This is a genomic window from Bradyrhizobium sp. AUGA SZCCT0431, from assembly GCF_018131065.1.
Classification (GTDB): Bacteria; Pseudomonadota; Alphaproteobacteria; order Rhizobiales; family Xanthobacteraceae; genus Bradyrhizobium.
On sequence record NZ_JAFCLR010000018.1, the window covers coordinates 21,360 to 37,934 of the forward strand.

The 16,575-nt window shown below is 62.9% G+C and carries 16 protein-coding genes; 9 read left to right on the forward strand and 7 right to left on the reverse strand.

The annotated features are described in order from the left end of the window. Window positions 1-64: 64 nt before the first annotated feature. From JQ567_RS18935 to JQ567_RS18950, 4 genes are all read right to left on the reverse strand, one after another. On the reverse strand, window positions 65-1,165 hold the full coding sequence (locus JQ567_RS18935) for an alkene reductase (protein ID WP_212440227.1): 1,101 nt from the start codon (window positions 1,163-1,165) through the stop codon (window positions 65-67). An 85-nt stretch (window positions 1,166-1,250) separates the two neighbouring features. Next, window positions 1,251-2,111, reverse strand: a complete 861-nt coding sequence (locus JQ567_RS18940; RefSeq protein ID WP_212440228.1) for an SDR family NAD(P)-dependent oxidoreductase — start codon at window positions 2,109-2,111, stop codon at window positions 1,251-1,253. A 301-nt stretch (window positions 2,112-2,412) separates the two neighbouring features. After that, window positions 2,413-2,916 carry a DUF1993 family protein gene (locus tag JQ567_RS18945; protein ID WP_212440229.1) on the reverse strand — a complete coding sequence of 168 codons (504 nt, stop codon included), beginning with the start codon at window positions 2,914-2,916 and terminating at the stop codon, window positions 2,413-2,415. Between the two features lie 236 nt (window positions 2,917-3,152). Continuing rightward, entirely contained in the window at window positions 3,153-4,556 is a 1,404-nt protein-coding gene (locus JQ567_RS18950; RefSeq protein WP_212440230.1) for a lytic murein transglycosylase, read from the reverse strand. Between the two features lie 284 nt (window positions 4,557-4,840). On the opposite strand from JQ567_RS18950, the gene JQ567_RS18955 reads away from it, so the two are divergent. From JQ567_RS18955 to JQ567_RS18975, 5 genes are all read left to right on the forward strand, one after another. Next, a complete protein-coding gene (locus tag JQ567_RS18955) occupies window positions 4,841-5,710 on the forward strand; it encodes a xanthine dehydrogenase family protein subunit M (protein ID WP_212440231.1) in 870 nt (289 codons plus the stop codon). Between the two features lie 5 nt (window positions 5,711-5,715). Next, window positions 5,716-6,192 carry a (2Fe-2S)-binding protein gene (locus JQ567_RS18960; protein WP_192738509.1) on the forward strand — a complete coding sequence of 159 codons (477 nt, stop codon included), beginning with the start codon at window positions 5,716-5,718 and terminating at the stop codon, window positions 6,190-6,192. A 17-nt stretch (window positions 6,193-6,209) separates the two neighbouring features. Next, window positions 6,210-8,474 carry a xanthine dehydrogenase family protein molybdopterin-binding subunit gene (locus JQ567_RS18965; RefSeq protein WP_212440232.1) on the forward strand — a complete coding sequence of 755 codons (2,265 nt, stop codon included), beginning with the start codon at window positions 6,210-6,212 and terminating at the stop codon, window positions 8,472-8,474. Between the two features lie 153 nt (window positions 8,475-8,627). After that, a complete protein-coding gene (locus JQ567_RS18970) occupies window positions 8,628-9,146 on the forward strand; it encodes a hypothetical protein (protein WP_212440233.1) in 519 nt (172 codons plus the stop codon). 204 nt (window positions 9,147-9,350) lie between these two features. Further along, window positions 9,351-10,136, forward strand: a complete 786-nt coding sequence (locus JQ567_RS18975) for a 2-keto-4-pentenoate hydratase (RefSeq protein WP_212440234.1) — start codon at window positions 9,351-9,353, stop codon at window positions 10,134-10,136. A gap of 120 nt (window positions 10,137-10,256) precedes the next feature. Here JQ567_RS18975 and JQ567_RS18980 read toward each other — a convergent pair whose 3' ends face one another. Further along, on the reverse strand, window positions 10,257-11,363 hold the full coding sequence (locus JQ567_RS18980) for an acyltransferase (protein WP_212440235.1): 1,107 nt from the start codon (window positions 11,361-11,363) through the stop codon (window positions 10,257-10,259). Window positions 11,364-11,889: 526 nt separating this feature from the next. On the opposite strand from JQ567_RS18980, the gene JQ567_RS18985 reads away from it, so the two are divergent. From JQ567_RS18985 to JQ567_RS19000, 4 genes are all read left to right on the forward strand, one after another. Further along, entirely contained in the window at window positions 11,890-12,315 is a 426-nt protein-coding gene (locus JQ567_RS18985; protein ID WP_212440236.1) for a hypothetical protein, read from the forward strand. A gap of 131 nt (window positions 12,316-12,446) precedes the next feature. Further along, a complete protein-coding gene (locus JQ567_RS18990) occupies window positions 12,447-12,590 on the forward strand; it encodes a hypothetical protein (protein WP_212440237.1) in 144 nt (47 codons plus the stop codon). A 249-nt stretch (window positions 12,591-12,839) separates the two neighbouring features. Continuing rightward, entirely contained in the window at window positions 12,840-14,255 is a 1,416-nt protein-coding gene (gene murC / locus JQ567_RS18995) for a UDP-N-acetylmuramate--L-alanine ligase (protein ID WP_212440238.1), read from the forward strand. A gap of 115 nt (window positions 14,256-14,370) precedes the next feature. Then, on the forward strand, window positions 14,371-15,114 hold the full coding sequence (locus JQ567_RS19000; RefSeq protein ID WP_212440239.1) for an enoyl-CoA hydratase/isomerase family protein: 744 nt from the start codon (window positions 14,371-14,373) through the stop codon (window positions 15,112-15,114). Between the two features lie 71 nt (window positions 15,115-15,185). Here the strand turns inward: JQ567_RS19000 and JQ567_RS19005 are convergent, their stop codons facing one another. Further along, on the reverse strand, window positions 15,186-15,488 hold the full coding sequence (locus tag JQ567_RS19005; protein WP_212440240.1) for a hypothetical protein: 303 nt from the start codon (window positions 15,486-15,488) through the stop codon (window positions 15,186-15,188). A gap of 67 nt (window positions 15,489-15,555) precedes the next feature. Then, window positions 15,556-16,545: a tripartite tricarboxylate transporter substrate binding protein gene (locus tag JQ567_RS19010; protein ID WP_212440241.1), complete on the reverse strand. Its 990-nt coding sequence runs from the start codon at window positions 16,543-16,545 to the stop codon at window positions 15,556-15,558. Between the last annotated feature and the right edge of the window lie 30 nt (window positions 16,546-16,575).

Here is a 16,575-nt window from a genome sequence, read left to right on the forward strand (position 1 = left end):
AGGTATGGATTGCTTCGTCGCTTCGCTCCTCGCAATGACGCTGAGCCAAGAGCGCGCGCTCGCGCTACTCCGCCGCTTGCCTCGCCCCGAGTGTCGGATAGTCCGTATATCCCTTCGCCCCGCCGCCGTAGAACGTCGCCTTGTCGAACGCGTTCAGCGGTGCGCCCTTCTTCAGGCGCTCGACCAGGTCGGGGTTGGAGATGAACGGCTTGCCGAATGCGATCAAATCGGCGGCGTCCGCCGCGAGCATTTTGGTCGCCAGATCGAAATCGTAGCCGTTGTTGGCGACATAGGCCTGCTTGAAGCGCTTGCGCAACGAACCGTAGTCGAACGGTGTGATGTCGCGCGGGCCGCCGGTCGCGCCCTCGACGACGTGGATGTAGGTCAGCTTCAGCGCGTTGAGCCCATCCACGATGTGATCGAACAGCGGCTGCGGGTTGGAGTCGGAAACATCATTGGCCGGCGTCACCGGCGAAATGCGGATGCCGGTGCGCTCCGGGCCGGCGACCGCGGCGACCGCCTTCGATACTTCCAGCATCAGTTTGGCGCGGTTCTCGATTGAACCGCCATAGGCATCGGTACGCTTGTTGGTGCCGTCCTTGGCGAACTGGTCGAGCAGATAGCCGTTGGCGCCGTGGATTTCGATGCCGTCGAAACCGGCGGCGAGCGCATTCTCGGTGCCGCGCTTGAAGTCTTCGATGATCCCTGGAATCTCCGACAGCTCGAGCTCGCGCGGCTCGGAGATGTCGGTGAAGGTGCCGTTGACAAAGGTCTTGCCCTTGGCGCGGATCGCTGATGGAGCCACCGGCTTGCCACCGCCGGGCTGCAATGAATCATGCGAGATGCGGCCGACATGCCAGATCTGGATGAAGATGCGCCCGCCCTGCTCATGCACGCGGTCGGTGATCTTGCGCCAGCCCGCAACCTGCTCCCTGGAATAGATGCCGGGCGTGTCCTGATAACCCTGGCCCTGCTGCGAGATCTGGCTGGCTTCGGTGATCAGCAATCCGGCGGAAGCGCGCTGGCCGTAATAGTCGATGGCAAGCTCGCTCGGCACGAAGCTGCCGGGTACCGCGCGGTTGCGGGTCAGCGGCGCCATGACAAGGCGGTTCGGCAGCGTGATTCCACCAAGCTTGTAGGGCTCGAATAGTTTGGTCTGGCTCATGAAGGGATTTCCGAAAGATGATGATGGGGAACAGTTGGGCATTAGAGGCGCCGGCGCAATGCCCCAGCCATTCGGGCCACGCAGACTAGGCCCGCACTATACCGGCCATATGGCCGGCGTCGAGGAACAGGGTGTGGGCGTTGACGTAGGATGATTCATTCGAAATCAGGAACAGCGCAGCATAGGCGACCTCCCAGCCGGTACCCTGGCGGCCGAACGGCACCGTCAGCGCGCGGTCGGCCCGCCTGCGGCTGGCGTCGCGGCCCATCGGGGAATCGATGAAGCCCGGCGCGATCACATTGCAGCGAATGCCCTTTTCCTCGCCGGCCCGCGCGATGGCGCGGCCGAGCGCGATCTGGGCGGCCTTGGAGGATTCATAGGCCGGGTTGCGGCCATTGGCGCGCTGGCTCGCCATCGACGAGGTCAGCGTGATCGCGCCGCCCGGCGACATCACCTCGAGCGCGGCTTGCGCGAACAGCATGTGGCTGCGCACGTTGACGGCGTAATCCCTGTCCCAGGCTTCCGCCGTCATCTTGGGCAGCGACAGCCCGCAGGAAATGCCGACATTCAGCGCCAGCCCGTCAAGCCCGCCGAGTTGCTTCGTACAGCGCGCGATCGCCGGCCCAATCGCGGCGGCGTCGGAGACGTCGACCACATCGGTAAACGCCCTGCCGCCTTCGCTGGCGATCTGCTTGACCGTGTCGTCGGCGGCTTCCTTGTTGATGTCGATGCAGGCGACATGCGCGCCCTCGCGCGCGAACAGCACCGACATCGCGCGGCCGTTACCAACAGGCGGCTCCTCGTCGACGATGTTGCGCTGGCCGGCCCCGACCACGATGATGCGGCGGCCCTGCAGGCGGCCGCGGCCCGGAGCGAGGCCGAGCGTTTCGGGATGGAGCGAGGCGCCGGGATCGAGCTTCGTCGGCGCTTGCGTGGTCGTGGACATCGGCCGTCTCTCCCTGATTGTTTTTATTGCTTGTTATTTTCCGTCATTGCGAGCGAAGCGAAGCAATCCATGTCTATCCCGTCAAGATAGATGGATTGCTTCGTCGCGGAGCCTGTCATCGGGCGCGCATTCGCGCGACCCGTTGGCTCCTCGCAATGACGGCAATTTAGTTCGTCATTCCGGGATGCGCCACTTGGCGCAGGCCTCAGATGCGCAATCGCGCATCGGGGAATCCATACTCATTATCGTGGTTATACATTCCGGGTTCTCGCTTCGCGAGCCCCGGAATGACGAGAGAAGATCAATTCGCGCCCATGTAATCCCGCTTGCCGACCTCGACGCCATTATGGCGCAGGATGCCGTGGGCAATGGCGGCATGGAAGTAGAATTGGGGCAGCGAGAAGTTCGAGATGAACTGCTGGCCCTTCAGCGTCATGGTTTTGTCCGGACCCATCGGAAAGGTGACGTCTTTGGTGTCGGCGCCCTCGAACTGCTCGGGCTTGAACGACTTGACGTAGTCGACGGTTCTGGCGAGCCGCTGGCGCAATTCCTCAAAGGTTTTTTCGGTATCGGGTGTCGACGGCACTTCGCTATGGGTGACGCGGGCACAGCCCCTGACAGCAAAATCGGTGGCAAGCTGGATCTGCTTGGAGAGCGGCAGCATATCCGGATAAAGGCGCGAGGCGAGCAGCACGTCGGGCTGGATCTTCTTCGCCTCGCAATGCGCCTCGGCCTTGGTGAGCAGCCCGGAGAGGCTATTGAGAATTTGCAGATAGGCCGGAACGGTGGCGTCGTAAAAGGACATGTGATGCTCTTTTCGTTGTGTGGAATTTTATGGCATGCAGAGACTGCGCTGCTGCAAGTGGGGCGGGGGAGAGGGAATTACAACGCTTGGGAGGGGGCCGGTGTAGTCAAATATTTTTTGACCGTCATCGCCCGGCTAGACCGGGCGATCCAGTACGCCGCGTTGTGTATGGGTGAACAATTTCGCCACAGAGTACTGGATGCCCCGCCTTCGCGGGGCATGACAGCGGAGGGTGTTCACCGCGCCTGTGGCAACGCCATCGCCGCCGGCTCGGCGCGCGGGCCGCGCATCCGCGCCAGCAATTCGGCGGTCGGCCAGGAATCCGCGGGCAGGCCGTATTTGATCTGCATCGTCTTCACGGCGGTGCGGCTGAGCTGTCCCATGATGCCGTCGACCTTGCCGACATTGAAGCCGGCGCGCACCAGGAGTTGCTGCAATTCCTTGAGCTCGTTGAGCGGCAGTTGCGCCACCGGCGCGCTGGGCTGGCGCATCGGCGCCGCGCCCGCGATACGGGCCGCGAGATAGCCGGCGGTGGTCGAATAGATCAGCGAGTTGTTCCATTCGGTGTAGGCGGCGAAATTCGCGTAGGCCAGGAACGCCGGGCCGGTGCGGCCCATCGGCAACAACATCGACGCCGGCAGATCGTCGTTCGGCAACGGTTTGCCGTCGGCAAAGGTGACGCCGAGCTGCGCCCATTTAGAGCGCGGCAGTTTGATGGTCAGATCGGCCTGGTCCCAGGGCAGGTTTTGCGGCGCGCGCACTTCCTGCAGCCACGGCTCGCCGCGCCGCCATTTCAATCCGTTGGCGATGTAGTTCGCGGTCGAGCCGATCACGTCGGGCGCGCTGCTCAGGAGATTGCGATGCCCGTCGCCGTCGTAATCGACCGCATAGTTGAAATAATGCGTCGGCAAAAACTGCGTCTGGCCGAGTTCGCCGGCCCACGATCCGATCATCTCGCTTGCCGTGAGGTCGCCGCGGTCGACGATCTTCAGCGCGGCGATGGTCTCCTTCTGGAACATCTCCGAGCGGCGGCAGTCATACGCCAGCGACACCAGCGACGGCAGCGTATGCAGCTTGCCGAGCTCCGCGCCAAAACTGCTCTCCAGCCCCCAGAACGCGGCGATCACCGCCGGCGGCACGCCATATTCCTTTTCGGCGCGGTTGAACGCTGCCTGATGCATCCGGATTCGCGCCTGCGCATTTTTTGCCGCGCCGTCGGACGCCCTGTTCCGCGAAAACTCGGTGAACACCTGGCCGAACACGCGCTGGCCGCGGTCGCGGTTGACGATGCTCTGGTCGTAGACGAGGTAGGGGGCGGCTTCCGCCATCGCGCGCTGCGAGACGCCTTCCGCTGCCGCCTGCTGCTTGAGGTTGGCGAGAAAGCGATCGAAACTCATGCCGTTGTGGCACGCCGCACCGCCGCGCGGAGCCGCGGCGACGGGTCGCGCGGCCGGCTGCTGGCCCGGCACCGCATCGGGCCTGGGCACCGCGGCCGGCCTGGGCTGAGGCGCAACCGCGGGCCTGGCGGGGGCGGGTCGCACGGGAGCCGGGGCCGGTTGGGACAACGCCTGTTGCGGTCCGGAGAGGATCGCCAGCAGGACTGCGCCAGGAAGGAAATGGGTCGTTGAAAAATTTCGCATGCAGTTTCCGATGGGGCAAACGGCGAGAGGCGGTGTTCACCCTCCAGGGGAGGGTCAGGACAGATGTGCGGGTAGACGAGGCCACGTGGCGGGCGCTGGCGTCAAGGATATCCGTGCTTCCGACGATGTGAGAACAAGCCCGCTTCCTGCATAGGAGCCTGCCGCCAGAACCGCAGCCCGGAGGCTGTTCCAACCCGCATCGCCCGTGTAGGCTACCGCAACTGCCGGCCACATAGGCCGACGTCCAAATGGGGCGGGCAGAAAATGGGAGATGACGGACAACCATGACGGAACTCCGATATTTGGCGCCCAATTCGCTTGATGAAGCGATCAAGGCGTTCGCTGCGGCCGGAAGTGCAGGGCGCATCCTGGCCGGCGGTACCGATCTTCTGGTGCAAATGCGCGCCGGCGTCGTGAAACCGGGCCTGATCGTCGACATCAAGAAAATCGCCGAGATGACGAAAATCGAGCAAACCGCCGATGGCGGGTTTCGCGTCGGCGCCGCCGTTTCCGGCATGGCGCTGCATGATCATGTCAGTTTCGGCAAGGTCTGGCCCGGCGTGCTGGAGGCCGTCAACCTGATCGGCTCCAAACAAGTCCAGGGGCGGGCGTCCGCCGGCGGCAATCTCTGCAACGGCTCGCCGGCCGGCGACAGCGTGCCCGCCATGGTCGCGGCCGGCGCCATCGTCACGGTGCAAGGGCCGGATGGCCGCCGCGAAATGCCGGTGGAACAGGTGCCGGCGGGTCCCGGCCGCACCAATTTCAAGCCCGGCGAAATCCTCGTCAGCTTCACGCTGCCGCCGCGTCCCAAAGGCTCGAGCGACGCGTATTTGCGCATGATCCCGCGCACTGAAATGGACATCGCCGTGGTCGGCCTCGGCGTCAGCCTGACGCTGAAGGACGGCGTCTGCACCGCCGCCCGCGTCGGCCTCGGAGCGGTGGCGCCGACCGTGCTGCTGGTTGAAGCGGCCGCCAAAGCCCTGATCGGCAGCAAGCTCGACGAAGCCGCGCTCAATGCGGCCGCCGCCGCCTGTTCCGCCGCCTGCCGTCCGATCGACGACAAGCGCGGCACGATCGCTTATCGCACCAAAGTGGCCGGTGTGCTGCTCAAGCGCACCACCGCGATTGCCGCCCAACGCGCCAAAGGGAATTAAGCTTCATGGCCAAGGTCCACGTCACCACCACCATCAACGGCGAACCGTCAGAGTTTCTCTGCGAGCCCAACGACACCATGCTCGATGCGCTGCGCGGGCCGCTCGGGCTCACCGGCTCCAAGGAAGGCTGCGCCTCCGGCGACTGCGGCGCGTGCAGCATCACGGTCGACGACAACCTCATCTGTTCCTGCCTGATGCTCGCGGTCGAATCCGAAGGCCACGAGCTCCGCACCATCGAGGGCATGGCCCAGGGCGAAAAGCTGCATCCGCTGCAGCAGAAGTTTCTGGAAATGGCCGCGCTTCAGTGCGGCATCTGCACCTCGGGCATGCTGGTGGCGTCGGACGCGCTGCTGAAGCGGAATCCGAAGCCGAGCGAGGAAGAGGTTCGCTTCTGGCTCGCCGGCAATCTCTGCCGGTGCACCGGTTATGACAAGATCGTTCGCGCTGTCATGGACACCGCGGCCGAAATGCGCGCCCAATAGAAGCCGGAGCCAGCACCATGACCGTCGTCACCAACAACAAGTGGATCGGCCAGCGCACCATTCGTCCTGACGGCATGGACAAGGTGACCGGCCGCGCGCAGTTCGCCGCCGACACCAATATGCCGGGCATGATCTGGGGCAAGGTGTTGCGCAGCCCGCACGCGCATGCGCGCATCAAATCGATCAACACCGCGAAGGCGGAAGCGCTGCCCGGCGTCAAGGCCGTCGTCACCGCGCGCGACATCGTCGATTTCCCGATCGAGAAGGGCGCCGTCATGCTCGGCATCCAGGACATGCGCTGGATGTGCCGCAACGTGATGGCGCGCGAAAAGGCGCTGTTTCCCGGGCACCCCATCGCAGCCGTTGCCGCTACCACCGAAGCGATTGCGGCGGAAGCCTGCAAGCTGATCGAGGTCGACTACGAAGTGCTGCCTTTCGTGATCGAGATCGAGGACGCGATCAAATCCGACGCGCCGATCCTGCACGAGTTCAACAAGTTCGAGGGCAAGCCCTCCAACATCGCCGGCCGGCTCGAGCACAAGAAGGGTGATATCGCCGACGGCTTCAAGAAGGCCGACATCGTCATCGAGCGCAGCTTCACGACACGTCCCGTGCATCAGGGCTATATCGAGCCGCATGCCTGCCTGATCAGCGTCGCGCCCGACGGCAAGACCACGATCTGGAGTTCCAGCCAGGGCCAGTTCATGGTCCGCGCGATGACGGCCTATCTCACCGGCATCCCGCAGAGCGACATCCGCGCCATCCCCGCCGAGATCGGCGGCGGTTTTGGCGGCAAGACCATCGTTTATCTCGAGCCGCTGGCGACGCTGCTCGCGAAAAAGTCCGGCCGCCCGGTGAAGATGGTGATGACGCGCGAGGAAGTGATGCGCGCGACCGGGCCCACGTCAGGCTCGAAGAGCACGGTGAAGATCGGCGTCACCAAGGACGGCAAGATCGTCGCCGCGCACGGCACCTTTTATCTGCAGGCCGGCGCCCTCCCGGGCTCGCCGATCCGCGGCGCGGCCGGCTGCAGCTTCACACCCTACGACATCCCGAACCTGTTGTCGGAAGGCTATGACGTCTGCTCCAACCGCTCGAAAGTGGCGGCCTATCGCGCGCCGGGCGCGCCGATCGGCGCCTATGCGGTGGAATGCGTGCTCGACGAGGTCGCCGAGGCCCTGAAGATGGACCCGCTCGACTTCCGCCTGAAGAATGCCGCCAAGGAAGGCACCAAGGCCGCGCACGGCCCGACCTTCCCGCGCATCGGCTACATCGAGACGGTGGAAGCGGCGAAGGCGTCGGATCACTACAAGGCGCCGCTGGGAAAACTTCAAGGACGCGGCGTCGCATCCGGCTTCTGGTTCAATGCCGGCGGCGAATCCTCCGCGCAGGTCAACATCACCGAGGACGGCAACGTCGTCGTCACCACGGGCCATCCCGACATCGGCGGCTCGCGCGCCGGCATCGCCAACATCTGCGCCGAGTTGCTCGGCATCGACTATCGCCGCGTCTCCGTCATCATCGGCGATACGCAAACCATCGGTTTCTCCAACCTCACCGGCGGCAGCCGCGTGCTGTTCGCCTCCTCGATCGTTGTGACGCAGTCGGCCGAAAAGATCATCCATACCTTGCGCGAGCGCGCGGCCAAGATCTGGGAAATCGATCCTGAAGCCGTGAAGTGGGAAGACGGCGCGGCGCATCCGGTGAGCCCGAATGCCGGCCAGTTCCCGCCGCTGACCCTGAAGGATCTCGCCGAGAAGGCACCCGCGATGGGCGGTCCGATCGGCGCCGGCGTGCAGCTCAACACGCAAGGCGCGGACGGCGGCTTTGGCACGCATATCTGCGACGTCGAGGTCGACGTCGACCTCGGTATCGCGCGCGTGATCCGCTACACCGCCGTGCAGGATGTCGGCCGCGCCATCCATCCCGGCTATGTTGAGGGCCAGCTGCAGGGCGGCGTCGCGCAAGGCATCGGCTGGGCGCTGAACGAGGAATACATCTACACTAGGGAGGGGAAGGTCGATAATCCCGGCTTCCTCGACTATCGCATGCCGGTCTGCTCCGACCTGCCGATGATCGACTGCATCATGGTCGAGGTGCCGAACCCGAAACACCCGCAAGGCGTCAAGGGTGTCGGCGAAGTGCCGCTGGTCCCCGTGATGGCCGCGGTGGCCAATGCGATCTACAACGCTCTCGGCAAACGCTTCTACGCCTTGCCGATGTCGCCGCCGAAGGTGCTGGAAGTGATCGACGCGCCGGAGACCCGTCAAGCGGCGGAGTGATGCGCTGCGTAGGGTGGGTGGAGCGAAGCGATACCCACCAACTGTTCCGACGAAAGAAGCACCAACTGTTCCGACGAAAGAAGATGGTGGGTTACGCTTCGCTAACCCACCCTACGGACTGCGCTACTTGCTAACCCGCCATATACACCAATCATGATCGGTCAGGCCGCCTCAACTTTCGAAATCTGCCGCCGCGCGCCGGCATTCGTCATTCTGTTGCTCGCGCTTTCGGTAGCGAAAGATGCGCACGCCCAATCCGCCGCGCCCGTTCCTCAGCCCAAGGATTACCCGGCGGGCGAGGTGTTTCGAGGCCGCGCGGCCAAGGTAGATTTGAAACCACCGGAGAACCGGGAATATCGGACGCGGCTCAGGGAGGCCGCCAGCCAGCCGGCCAATTTCGCCAGCCATTATGTACTCACCACGTGGGGCTGTGGCACTGGCTGCGTGCTCGGCGCCGCGGTGGACCTGAGGTCTGGAAAGGTCGCTTTTCTGCCGGGGTCGGTTTGTTGTTGGCCGATAGAAGTCGCCCAAAATTTCGAGCCGGTCGAATTCCAGTTGCAGAGCCGTCTCGTCGCCCTGAACGGGATGATCAACGAGCGGGGCCCGGAAGGTCCGCATTATTTTGAGTTAGCGAACGGCGCGTTCAAGGCAGTAACGTCGGGCAAACGCTAGCAGGCGTAGCCCGGATGAGCGCAAGCGATATCCGGGGTCTTCTTTCGAATCCCGCATATCGCTGCGCTCATGCGGGCTACAAGATATCTGCGTAGGGTGGGTGGAGCGAAGCGATACCCGCCAGTTGTTCCGACGAAAGAAGCGGTGGGTTACGCTTCGCTAACCCACCCTACGAACAAGAAAACAACAAAGGGGAGACCAGCCATGGAAGACGTTGCAGCCCGGCGCGCGGCGCAATCGCTGCTTGCGGCACACAAGGCCAACGTTCCGTTCACCTCGCTCGCTCCGCCGGATAAGCCCGCCACGATCGCGGACGCCTATGACATCCAGGACAGGTACGTCGCGCTGCTCCGGGGCGAGCACGGCGACGCCGTGGGTTACAAGGTCGGGCTGACGTCGGCAACGATGCAGAAATTCTGCGGGATCGACCATCCGATCGCCGGCGTGGTGCTCGCAAGCCGCGTGCATCGATCCGGTGCGACCATCCGTCGTGCGGATTTCGGGCGGCTCGGTCTCGAATTCGAAATCGCCGTTCGCATCAAATCCGATGTGCCGGTCACGGCTGCGCCGGTGACCGCTGAAATGATCGCGCCGCATGTCGGCGGCGTCTGCGCAGCCATCGAAATCGTGGATGACCGCAACGCCGATTACGGCAATCTCGATGTGCTTTCGCTGGTATCGGATAATTCCTGGAACGGCGGCATTGTCCTGTCGGAATTCGCGGCGAAATGGCCGGACCTGGAGCCAGTGGTGGGACGCGCCACAAAGGATGACGTTGACATCGGCGAGGGCCATGGCCGCGACATCCTCGGCCATCCCTTCAACTCCGTGGCCTGGCTTGCCACGCAGCTCAATTCGCGGGGTGCGGGGCTGAAAGCCGGCCAGGTGGTGATGACCGGCAGCGTCATGAAGACCGTGTTTCCGGATAGCGATGCCAGCTATCGTTTCAGTCTCGAGGGCATCGGCGTCGTCGACGTGCAGGTGCGTTAGAACGGCGTAGCCCGGATGAGCGAAAGCGACATCCGGGTCTTCTCTAACCCCGCATGTCGCTGTGCTCATGCGGGCTACTTGCGACGGTCGACCTTGTCGTCGCGCGCGACTACCCGCGCGCTACGTCGTCGTGGCGCCAATTGCGGTCTGTGGCACTTGCTCGCCGCCCACTGATGCGGGCTTGGTCGCGGCGTTGCGCTGATGTCCTCCGAGACTGCGGCGATATCGTTGCAGTGGCCGTTCAACAGCCAGGTAGCTGACCGTAGCCATGGCGATTGAAAAACCGAGGACGAGCGGACCAGTCACGTACCAGGGAAACAACTCTCTGAGGTAGATGGCTGCCGGATAGTGCCACAGATACATGCCGTAAGAGATGACGCCGATGCCAACCAGCGGCGGTGCAGACAACACCAAACTGACCCTCGATTCTTTTGTCGAGACCGAGATCAGCAAACCAAAGGCGGCGACATGGGCAAGATTGGTCATGACCACCAACGACCAGGGCGCGCGCCAAAAGCCGATCGAGAGGCAGACGGTGAGCGCTACCCACGCGACGAGGCCCGCGGCATTGGCTGCTCTTTCCGAGATTAAGTCCTTGTACCGGAGGGCTGTCGCCAGCAGCGCGCCACAAACCAGGCCGTCGATCCGCGTATCAAAGCGATAATACGTCGCGTCCCATCCCGAGGTTTCATACACGTATATGCGCCATGCGCTGGCGAGGAGGTAGAGGCCGAGGAGAACGGCCAGACGCCCGCGAGGGCCGATGCGCGCCAGCAGCAGAACTGCGAACGGCCAGATCAGATAAAAGTGCTCCTCGACCGAGAGCGACCATGTGTGGATCAGCACTTTCGGATTGTGCCAAAAGGCCTGCGAATAGTCGGACAGATAAAATGCCACCAGCGCGGCGTCGCGCACATGCGACATGAGGTCGAGCTGCGGCCAGAGCAGGGGGGCAATCAGCAGATACGCCGCCAGCAACAGAAGCAGGGGCGGCGTGAGACGGAGAAGTCGACGCAGATAGAATCTCCGCAGGTCGATCCGTCCCGTCGCGTCAATTTCGTCCACGAGAAGTCGCGTAATCAGAAAGCCGCTTAGAACGAAAAACAGATCGACGCCAAAATAACCCTGGTCGAATACAGTAACGTCGCAGTGATCTGCGATGACCAGGAGCACTGCGACCGCCCGCAATCCATCCAATGCTGGATTGTATGGAAACGGCAGTGCCAACAAAGCCCCCTTGTGCGGCGCAGCCGCGACGATTGTTGTTACTGAACCGTCGCAGCCCTTCTTTCCGGGGCCCTGGCAGTTCGATAAAGGGGGAAAATACCGAGGAAAGTTTACGCCCTCCTTAATTTCACAACCTAAACTTGTTGGTCGCGTTCGCCGGACCGTTATCTATCCGCACGCTACAGCGCTATGGCCAGCGGTCGATCCTGCAGTGATTGCCGTCACGCGTGACGGTTGTGTTGTCCAGGAAAGGAAGCCGCGGCATTTGCGAAGGCTTCTGTTAACGGTAACTCACGTGAACATCTGAAGCGGCCGAAAAGGCCGTGCGTCGGACCGGCGATCGCCTTTCGCGCGCGGATCGGCACGCGCGTTCAGCTTGCAAATCAGCTCACGCGTTGAGGCGATTACAATTTGCTCTTCGCGTTTTCTGGATCATTAACTACCGCGCGACGCCTTTGTAGCGGTTCGATGCGCCAACCCTTAGTTGGTACCGATTGTTAGTTCTCCTCATGCGAGAGTTTTCTTCATGCGCAGAGACGGCCAATATGCGGTTTGGTTCAAGACCTCGCGTGGCGAAGGCACCGGCATCGTGCACCTTGCAAATGGCATTATATCGGGCGGCGACAGCTTCTTCACCTATAGCGGCTCCTACCAGGTCGATAATGATCATTTCACCGCGGCGCTCACGACCACGCGGCATGCCGCAGGTCCGCCCACGCTGTTCGGCCTCGACGTGGTTGACGTAGAACTTGCGGGGAGATTCAAGGGCAGGCTGGCGTCGTGCTCGGGAACCGCCAAGCAGGCGCCGGGCCTGCCGTTCGAGGCCACGCTGATCCCCCGCGAAGAACAGTCGCCTGAACCCGATCGGAGCCGCGCAGGAAAATTGCCTGATGGCTTCGATGCCAGGCACCCGGTCCGCATTCCCGTTGTGCGTGGATTATCCAGGGGCTGATCGCGCCCGAGCAGAATTGGAACTATTTAAGGCGGCTTCCGGGCGCGCGCGAAAACGCGCGTCGCAGAAACGCGCCAATTTCGCATGAGAAGGACATGCCGCACGGAATGGCACCCAGGGAGGTTTTGCCCATGTCTGAAGTGATACCGTTCCCACCCAAGCCCCAGCCGAAGTCGATCGCGGACGAAACCGCTGAATTCCTGCAACTGCTGGAGCGGATCAGGTCTTCGTCGGATAAGGTCGAGACAGAGGCATTGCAGACAACAGAGGATTAGGCGGACAGGGCCCTCGTGATATGCGGGGGCCCGTTTTGCATGGCAGCCCGGGAAGATTGAGCTGCCCGGCGGCGCGAATACGCGTCACGGTTGACACCGCGCCGGTTTCATCACCCCTCGGTAAGCGCTAGACCCGTTCCGATTGAATCGGAACGGGGCTCCAGATTCTTGATTTGACGCGTTTTCTTGAAGCGAACCGGTATCCACTTCGCTGGAAAACGCTCTAATATCGCCGAATCAGGGGGACAGATGAATTTTTCGAAAGCGCATTTCATTGGCATTGCCGGAAAGGGCATGAGCGCGACGGCATTGCTGCTCCGGCAGATGGGCGTGCAGATTAGCGGCTCCGACGAAGGCTTTTACCCGCCGGTCAGCGACTATCTCAGGAACGAGAAGATCCCGTTTGCCGCGGGCTACCGGAAAGAGAACATTCCGGACGATGCCGATGTCATCGTGATCGGCAAGAACGCAAAGCTTCAGCCTGACAGCAACGAAGAAGTTCGCGCGGCGATGGACAGCGGAAAGCTGGTGCGATCGTTTGCGGATTTGCTGCACGACATGACCGTCAATTCCGAGACGATCGTAGCCGCAGGAAGCTACGGCAAATCGACCTGCTCTGCGCTGCTGGCGTGGTGCCTGAAGGTCTCGAACAGGGACCCAAGCTATTTTATCGGTGAGATCACCAATGGGTTCGAACGGCACGCGCACCGCGGGCAGGGCCCGACGTTCGTTCTCGAAGGCGACGAATACCCGGCCTCGAATTGGGACAACAGATCGAAATTCCTTCGCTACAACGCTAAAAACGTCCTGCTCACCTCGGCGACCCACGACCACATCAACGTCTTTCCGACGCACGCGGATTATCTCAGTCCCTTTCGCAGCCTGCTTGGCTCATTGCCTTCGGACGGGCTTCTGGTGGTCTGCAGCAGCGAGCCTCACGCGCGCGCCCTGGCCGGAAGCCTCGCCTGCGCCACGGTTTTTTATGCCTTGGACGACAAGGCGCATTGGCATGCCGCCAACATCGAGCGCGGCGCGGAAACCGGTTTCGACCTGATGCGCGGCAGCGAAAAGATCATTCGGCTCTCGACCCGGATGCTCGGCGATCACAACATCGAAAATATCGTCGGCGTCAGCGCGATGCTGCTGGAGAAGAAGTTGCTGTCGCCCGAGGAGTTGAACGCCGGCATGAGCACGTTCCTGGGCGTCAAGCGCCGCATGGAATTGCTCTCGCCCGCATCGAAGGTGCCGGTCTACGAAGGTTTTGGATCGTCCTACGAAAAGGCCCGAAGCGCTATTCTCGCCACAAAACTCCATTTCCCCAATCGTCGGCTGGTCATCGTGTTCGAGCCGCATACGTTCACCTGGCGAAACCGGGCGGCGATATCAGCCTATGACGACGCATTTGCGGGGGCGTCCAGGATCTTCATCTATCAGCCGGCTTCGCAAGGCGCCGGCACCCATGCCCAATTGACCCAGGACGAAATCGTCGCCCGCGTCAGGGCGGCGAACTACGATGCCGAGGCGATAAGTGACCCGGACGGGGCATTGGCGAGATTGGGCGACATCCTGCGGCCGGATGATGTTGTCCTGTTGCTGACCTCAGGCGAGCTTGGCGGGCTGATACGAACCATTCCGCAGCTTGTTGAGACGAAGTATCCCCGCTGAAGCGCAGATCAGCATGCCTGCCCCTCACGGGTTCCAGCGATATTGGCCGGACCGGTGTTGCCACATATGATCCGCGAAACGGCCCGCCGTCGCGCGGGCATGAGAGGGAAGTTCCATGCCAAAAGTCCTGGTCGAGAACAATTCCGACGGCACCACGCTGGTCACGATCAACCGGCCCGAGCGCCGCAACGCCATCTGCGCCGAGACGGCGCTATTGCTGCAGAACGCCTTTCAGGAATTCGAGCGCTCGCCGACGCAGAAGGCCGCGGTGTTGACCGGCGCCGGCAATGAGGCGTTTTCCGGCGGTGCCGACACCGGCAATTTTCCCGAACTGTGGCGGTGCATTCCGACCGTCGGGTTCGAGACATCCAAGCCGATCATCTCGGCGGTGGGCGGCTGGTGCGTCGGCGGCGCGCTGGTGCTGTCGATGATGTGCGATCTCACGGTCGCGGCCGAGAACGCCAAATTCTCCTACCCCGAAGCGCGGATGGGATTTACCGGCGGCATGATCGCGGGGTTAGCTGCGCGGATCCCGCACAAGATCGCGATGGAAATGATGTTGCTGTGCCGTATCGTCGAGGTGCAGCGCGCCTGGAATATCGGCCTCGTCAACGAGGTGGTGCCGGTCGGGCAGCAGGTCGAGGTCGCGCTGAAGATGGCGCGCGAGATGACCGAGTTCTCGCCGCTCGTGCTGAAAACCCTGAAGCGCTTCGTCACCGAAGGCGTCCTGCCGGTTGGGCCGTCCGAGCAATCCGGCCGCGCCCAGCGCCAGCTTTATGAAGTCAAGGAAAGCGAAGACGCCGTCGAGGCGGCGGCCGCAGTCAAGGAAAAGCGCCGGGCGGTATATAAGGGACGGTAGGGTTTCTGCTGCTTCGTAGGGTGGGTTAGCGAAGCGTAACCCACCATCTTCGTGGCCACATCTGCGGTGGGTTACGGCTTCGCTCTACCCATAAGTTCGATCTGTCCGCTTGAAAAACGCTCCACGAGATTAATGCAATGGGGCTCGCCAAGCTGCCGAGCCCAAGCTTCCATTTTTGCGACCTTGGGCTGGAGTGCCTCAAGCGCGGCGGCTTGCCAATGTGTTCTCATTTCGCCGAACGGCAGCGTGTCGGTTTCGGAAACAATGCCGACGAAAGGCAACAGATCGGCATCCCTATCATCAAGTCGCGACGCCTCCCTCGCTGCAAAAATTTTCAGCGCACCCTCGATATAGGAAAGTGTGCCCGATAGCATATCTTGCGCGGCCTCATCGCGCGACGGGCCGCCAGAATATCGGACTCGTTCCAGCTCATGCCAACCTTCAATCCGGCTTCAACCCGCCCGCCTGAACCACCTTGGCCCACTTCTCCGTCTCTTCCGCGATCAGTCTGCCGAAATCGGCCGGCGTGCCCGGCAGCGGTTCGCCGCCGATCGCGGCGAGGCGGGCTTTCATGCGGGCGTCGGCGATGGCCGCGTTGATTTCCCTGTTGAGCTTGCCGATGATTTCCGCCGGCGTCCTGGCGGGCGCGCACATGCCGTACCACTGGCTGGTCTCGTAGCCCGGCACGAAATCGCCGACCGGCGGCAGCTCCGGCGCCACTTCCGCCCGCGCCGCCGTGGTCACCGCCAGCGCGCGCAGTCTGCCGCTCGCGATATAATCCGTCGTGCCCGGCGCGGTCGCGAACAGCACCTGCACCTCGCCGCCCAGGAGATCGGTCAGCGCCGGACCCTGGCCGCGATAGGGCACGTGCACCATGTTGACGCCGGTCATCATCTTGAACAGCTCGCCCGCCATATGCGGCGCGCTGCCATTGCCGGCGGAGGCCATGTTGACCTTGCCCGGATTGGCCTTGGCATAGGCGATCAATTCAGGGACGGTTTTGACCGGCATCGAGGGATGCAACAGGATGATCATCGGCACGCGGATGATGCCGGCGACCGGGGCGATGTCGCGGATGAAGTTGAACTTCAGATTATTGTAGAGCGCGGCGTTGACCGCGTTCGGCACGGTGGCCAGCAGCAGGGTGTAGCCGTCGGGCGCGGCGCCGACCACGGCCTCGGTGCCGATATTGCCGCCGGCGCCGGTGCGGTTTTCGACCACGAAGGATTGCCCGAGCCGCTCGTTGAGCCACTGGCCGATCAGCCGCGCCGTAATGTCGACGCCGCCGCCGGCGGCAAAACCGGCAACGATGCGCACCGGCCGGGACGGGTAATCCTCCGCTGCGGCGGAATGCGGAAACGCCGGCGCGGCGAGGCCGGCGGCCGTGAGCTGCAGGAATTGTCGGCGTTGAATTTGACGGTGAATTGTCATGGGCGTGCCCCCCGGGGACGCCATGCTAGC

Coding starts and splice junctions, on each gene's coding strand:
- JQ567_RS18960 (WP_192738509.1), top strand. CDS start 5,716: ATGGCCAAGGTCCACGTCACCACCACCATCAACGGCGAACCGTCAGAG.
- JQ567_RS18985 (WP_212440236.1), top strand. CDS start 11,890: ATGCGCAGAGACGGCCAATATGCGGTTTGGTTCAAGACCTCGCGTGGC.
- JQ567_RS18945 (WP_212440229.1), bottom strand. CDS start 2,916: ATGTCCTTTTACGACGCCACCGTTCCGGCCTATCTGCAAATTCTCAAT.
- JQ567_RS19010 (WP_212440241.1), bottom strand. CDS start 16,545: ATGACAATTCACCGTCAAATTCAACGCCGACAATTCCTGCAGCTCACG.
- JQ567_RS18940 (WP_212440228.1), bottom strand. CDS start 2,111: ATGTCCACGACCACGCAAGCGCCGACGAAGCTCGATCCCGGCGCCTCG.
- JQ567_RS18965 (WP_212440232.1), top strand. CDS start 6,210: ATGACCGTCGTCACCAACAACAAGTGGATCGGCCAGCGCACCATTCGT.
- JQ567_RS19005 (WP_212440240.1), bottom strand. CDS start 15,488: ATGCTATCGGGCACACTTTCCTATATCGAGGGTGCGCTGAAAATTTTT.
- murC (WP_212440238.1), top strand. CDS start 12,840: ATGAATTTTTCGAAAGCGCATTTCATTGGCATTGCCGGAAAGGGCATG.
- JQ567_RS18935 (WP_212440227.1), bottom strand. CDS start 1,165: ATGAGCCAGACCAAACTATTCGAGCCCTACAAGCTTGGTGGAATCACG.
- JQ567_RS18990 (WP_212440237.1), top strand. CDS start 12,447: ATGTCTGAAGTGATACCGTTCCCACCCAAGCCCCAGCCGAAGTCGATC.
- JQ567_RS18970 (WP_212440233.1), top strand. CDS start 8,628: ATGATCGGTCAGGCCGCCTCAACTTTCGAAATCTGCCGCCGCGCGCCG.
- JQ567_RS18950 (WP_212440230.1), bottom strand. CDS start 4,556: ATGCGAAATTTTTCAACGACCCATTTCCTTCCTGGCGCAGTCCTGCTG.
- JQ567_RS19000 (WP_212440239.1), top strand. CDS start 14,371: ATGCCAAAAGTCCTGGTCGAGAACAATTCCGACGGCACCACGCTGGTC.
- JQ567_RS18975 (WP_212440234.1), top strand. CDS start 9,351: ATGGAAGACGTTGCAGCCCGGCGCGCGGCGCAATCGCTGCTTGCGGCA.
- JQ567_RS18955 (WP_212440231.1), top strand. CDS start 4,841: ATGACGGAACTCCGATATTTGGCGCCCAATTCGCTTGATGAAGCGATC.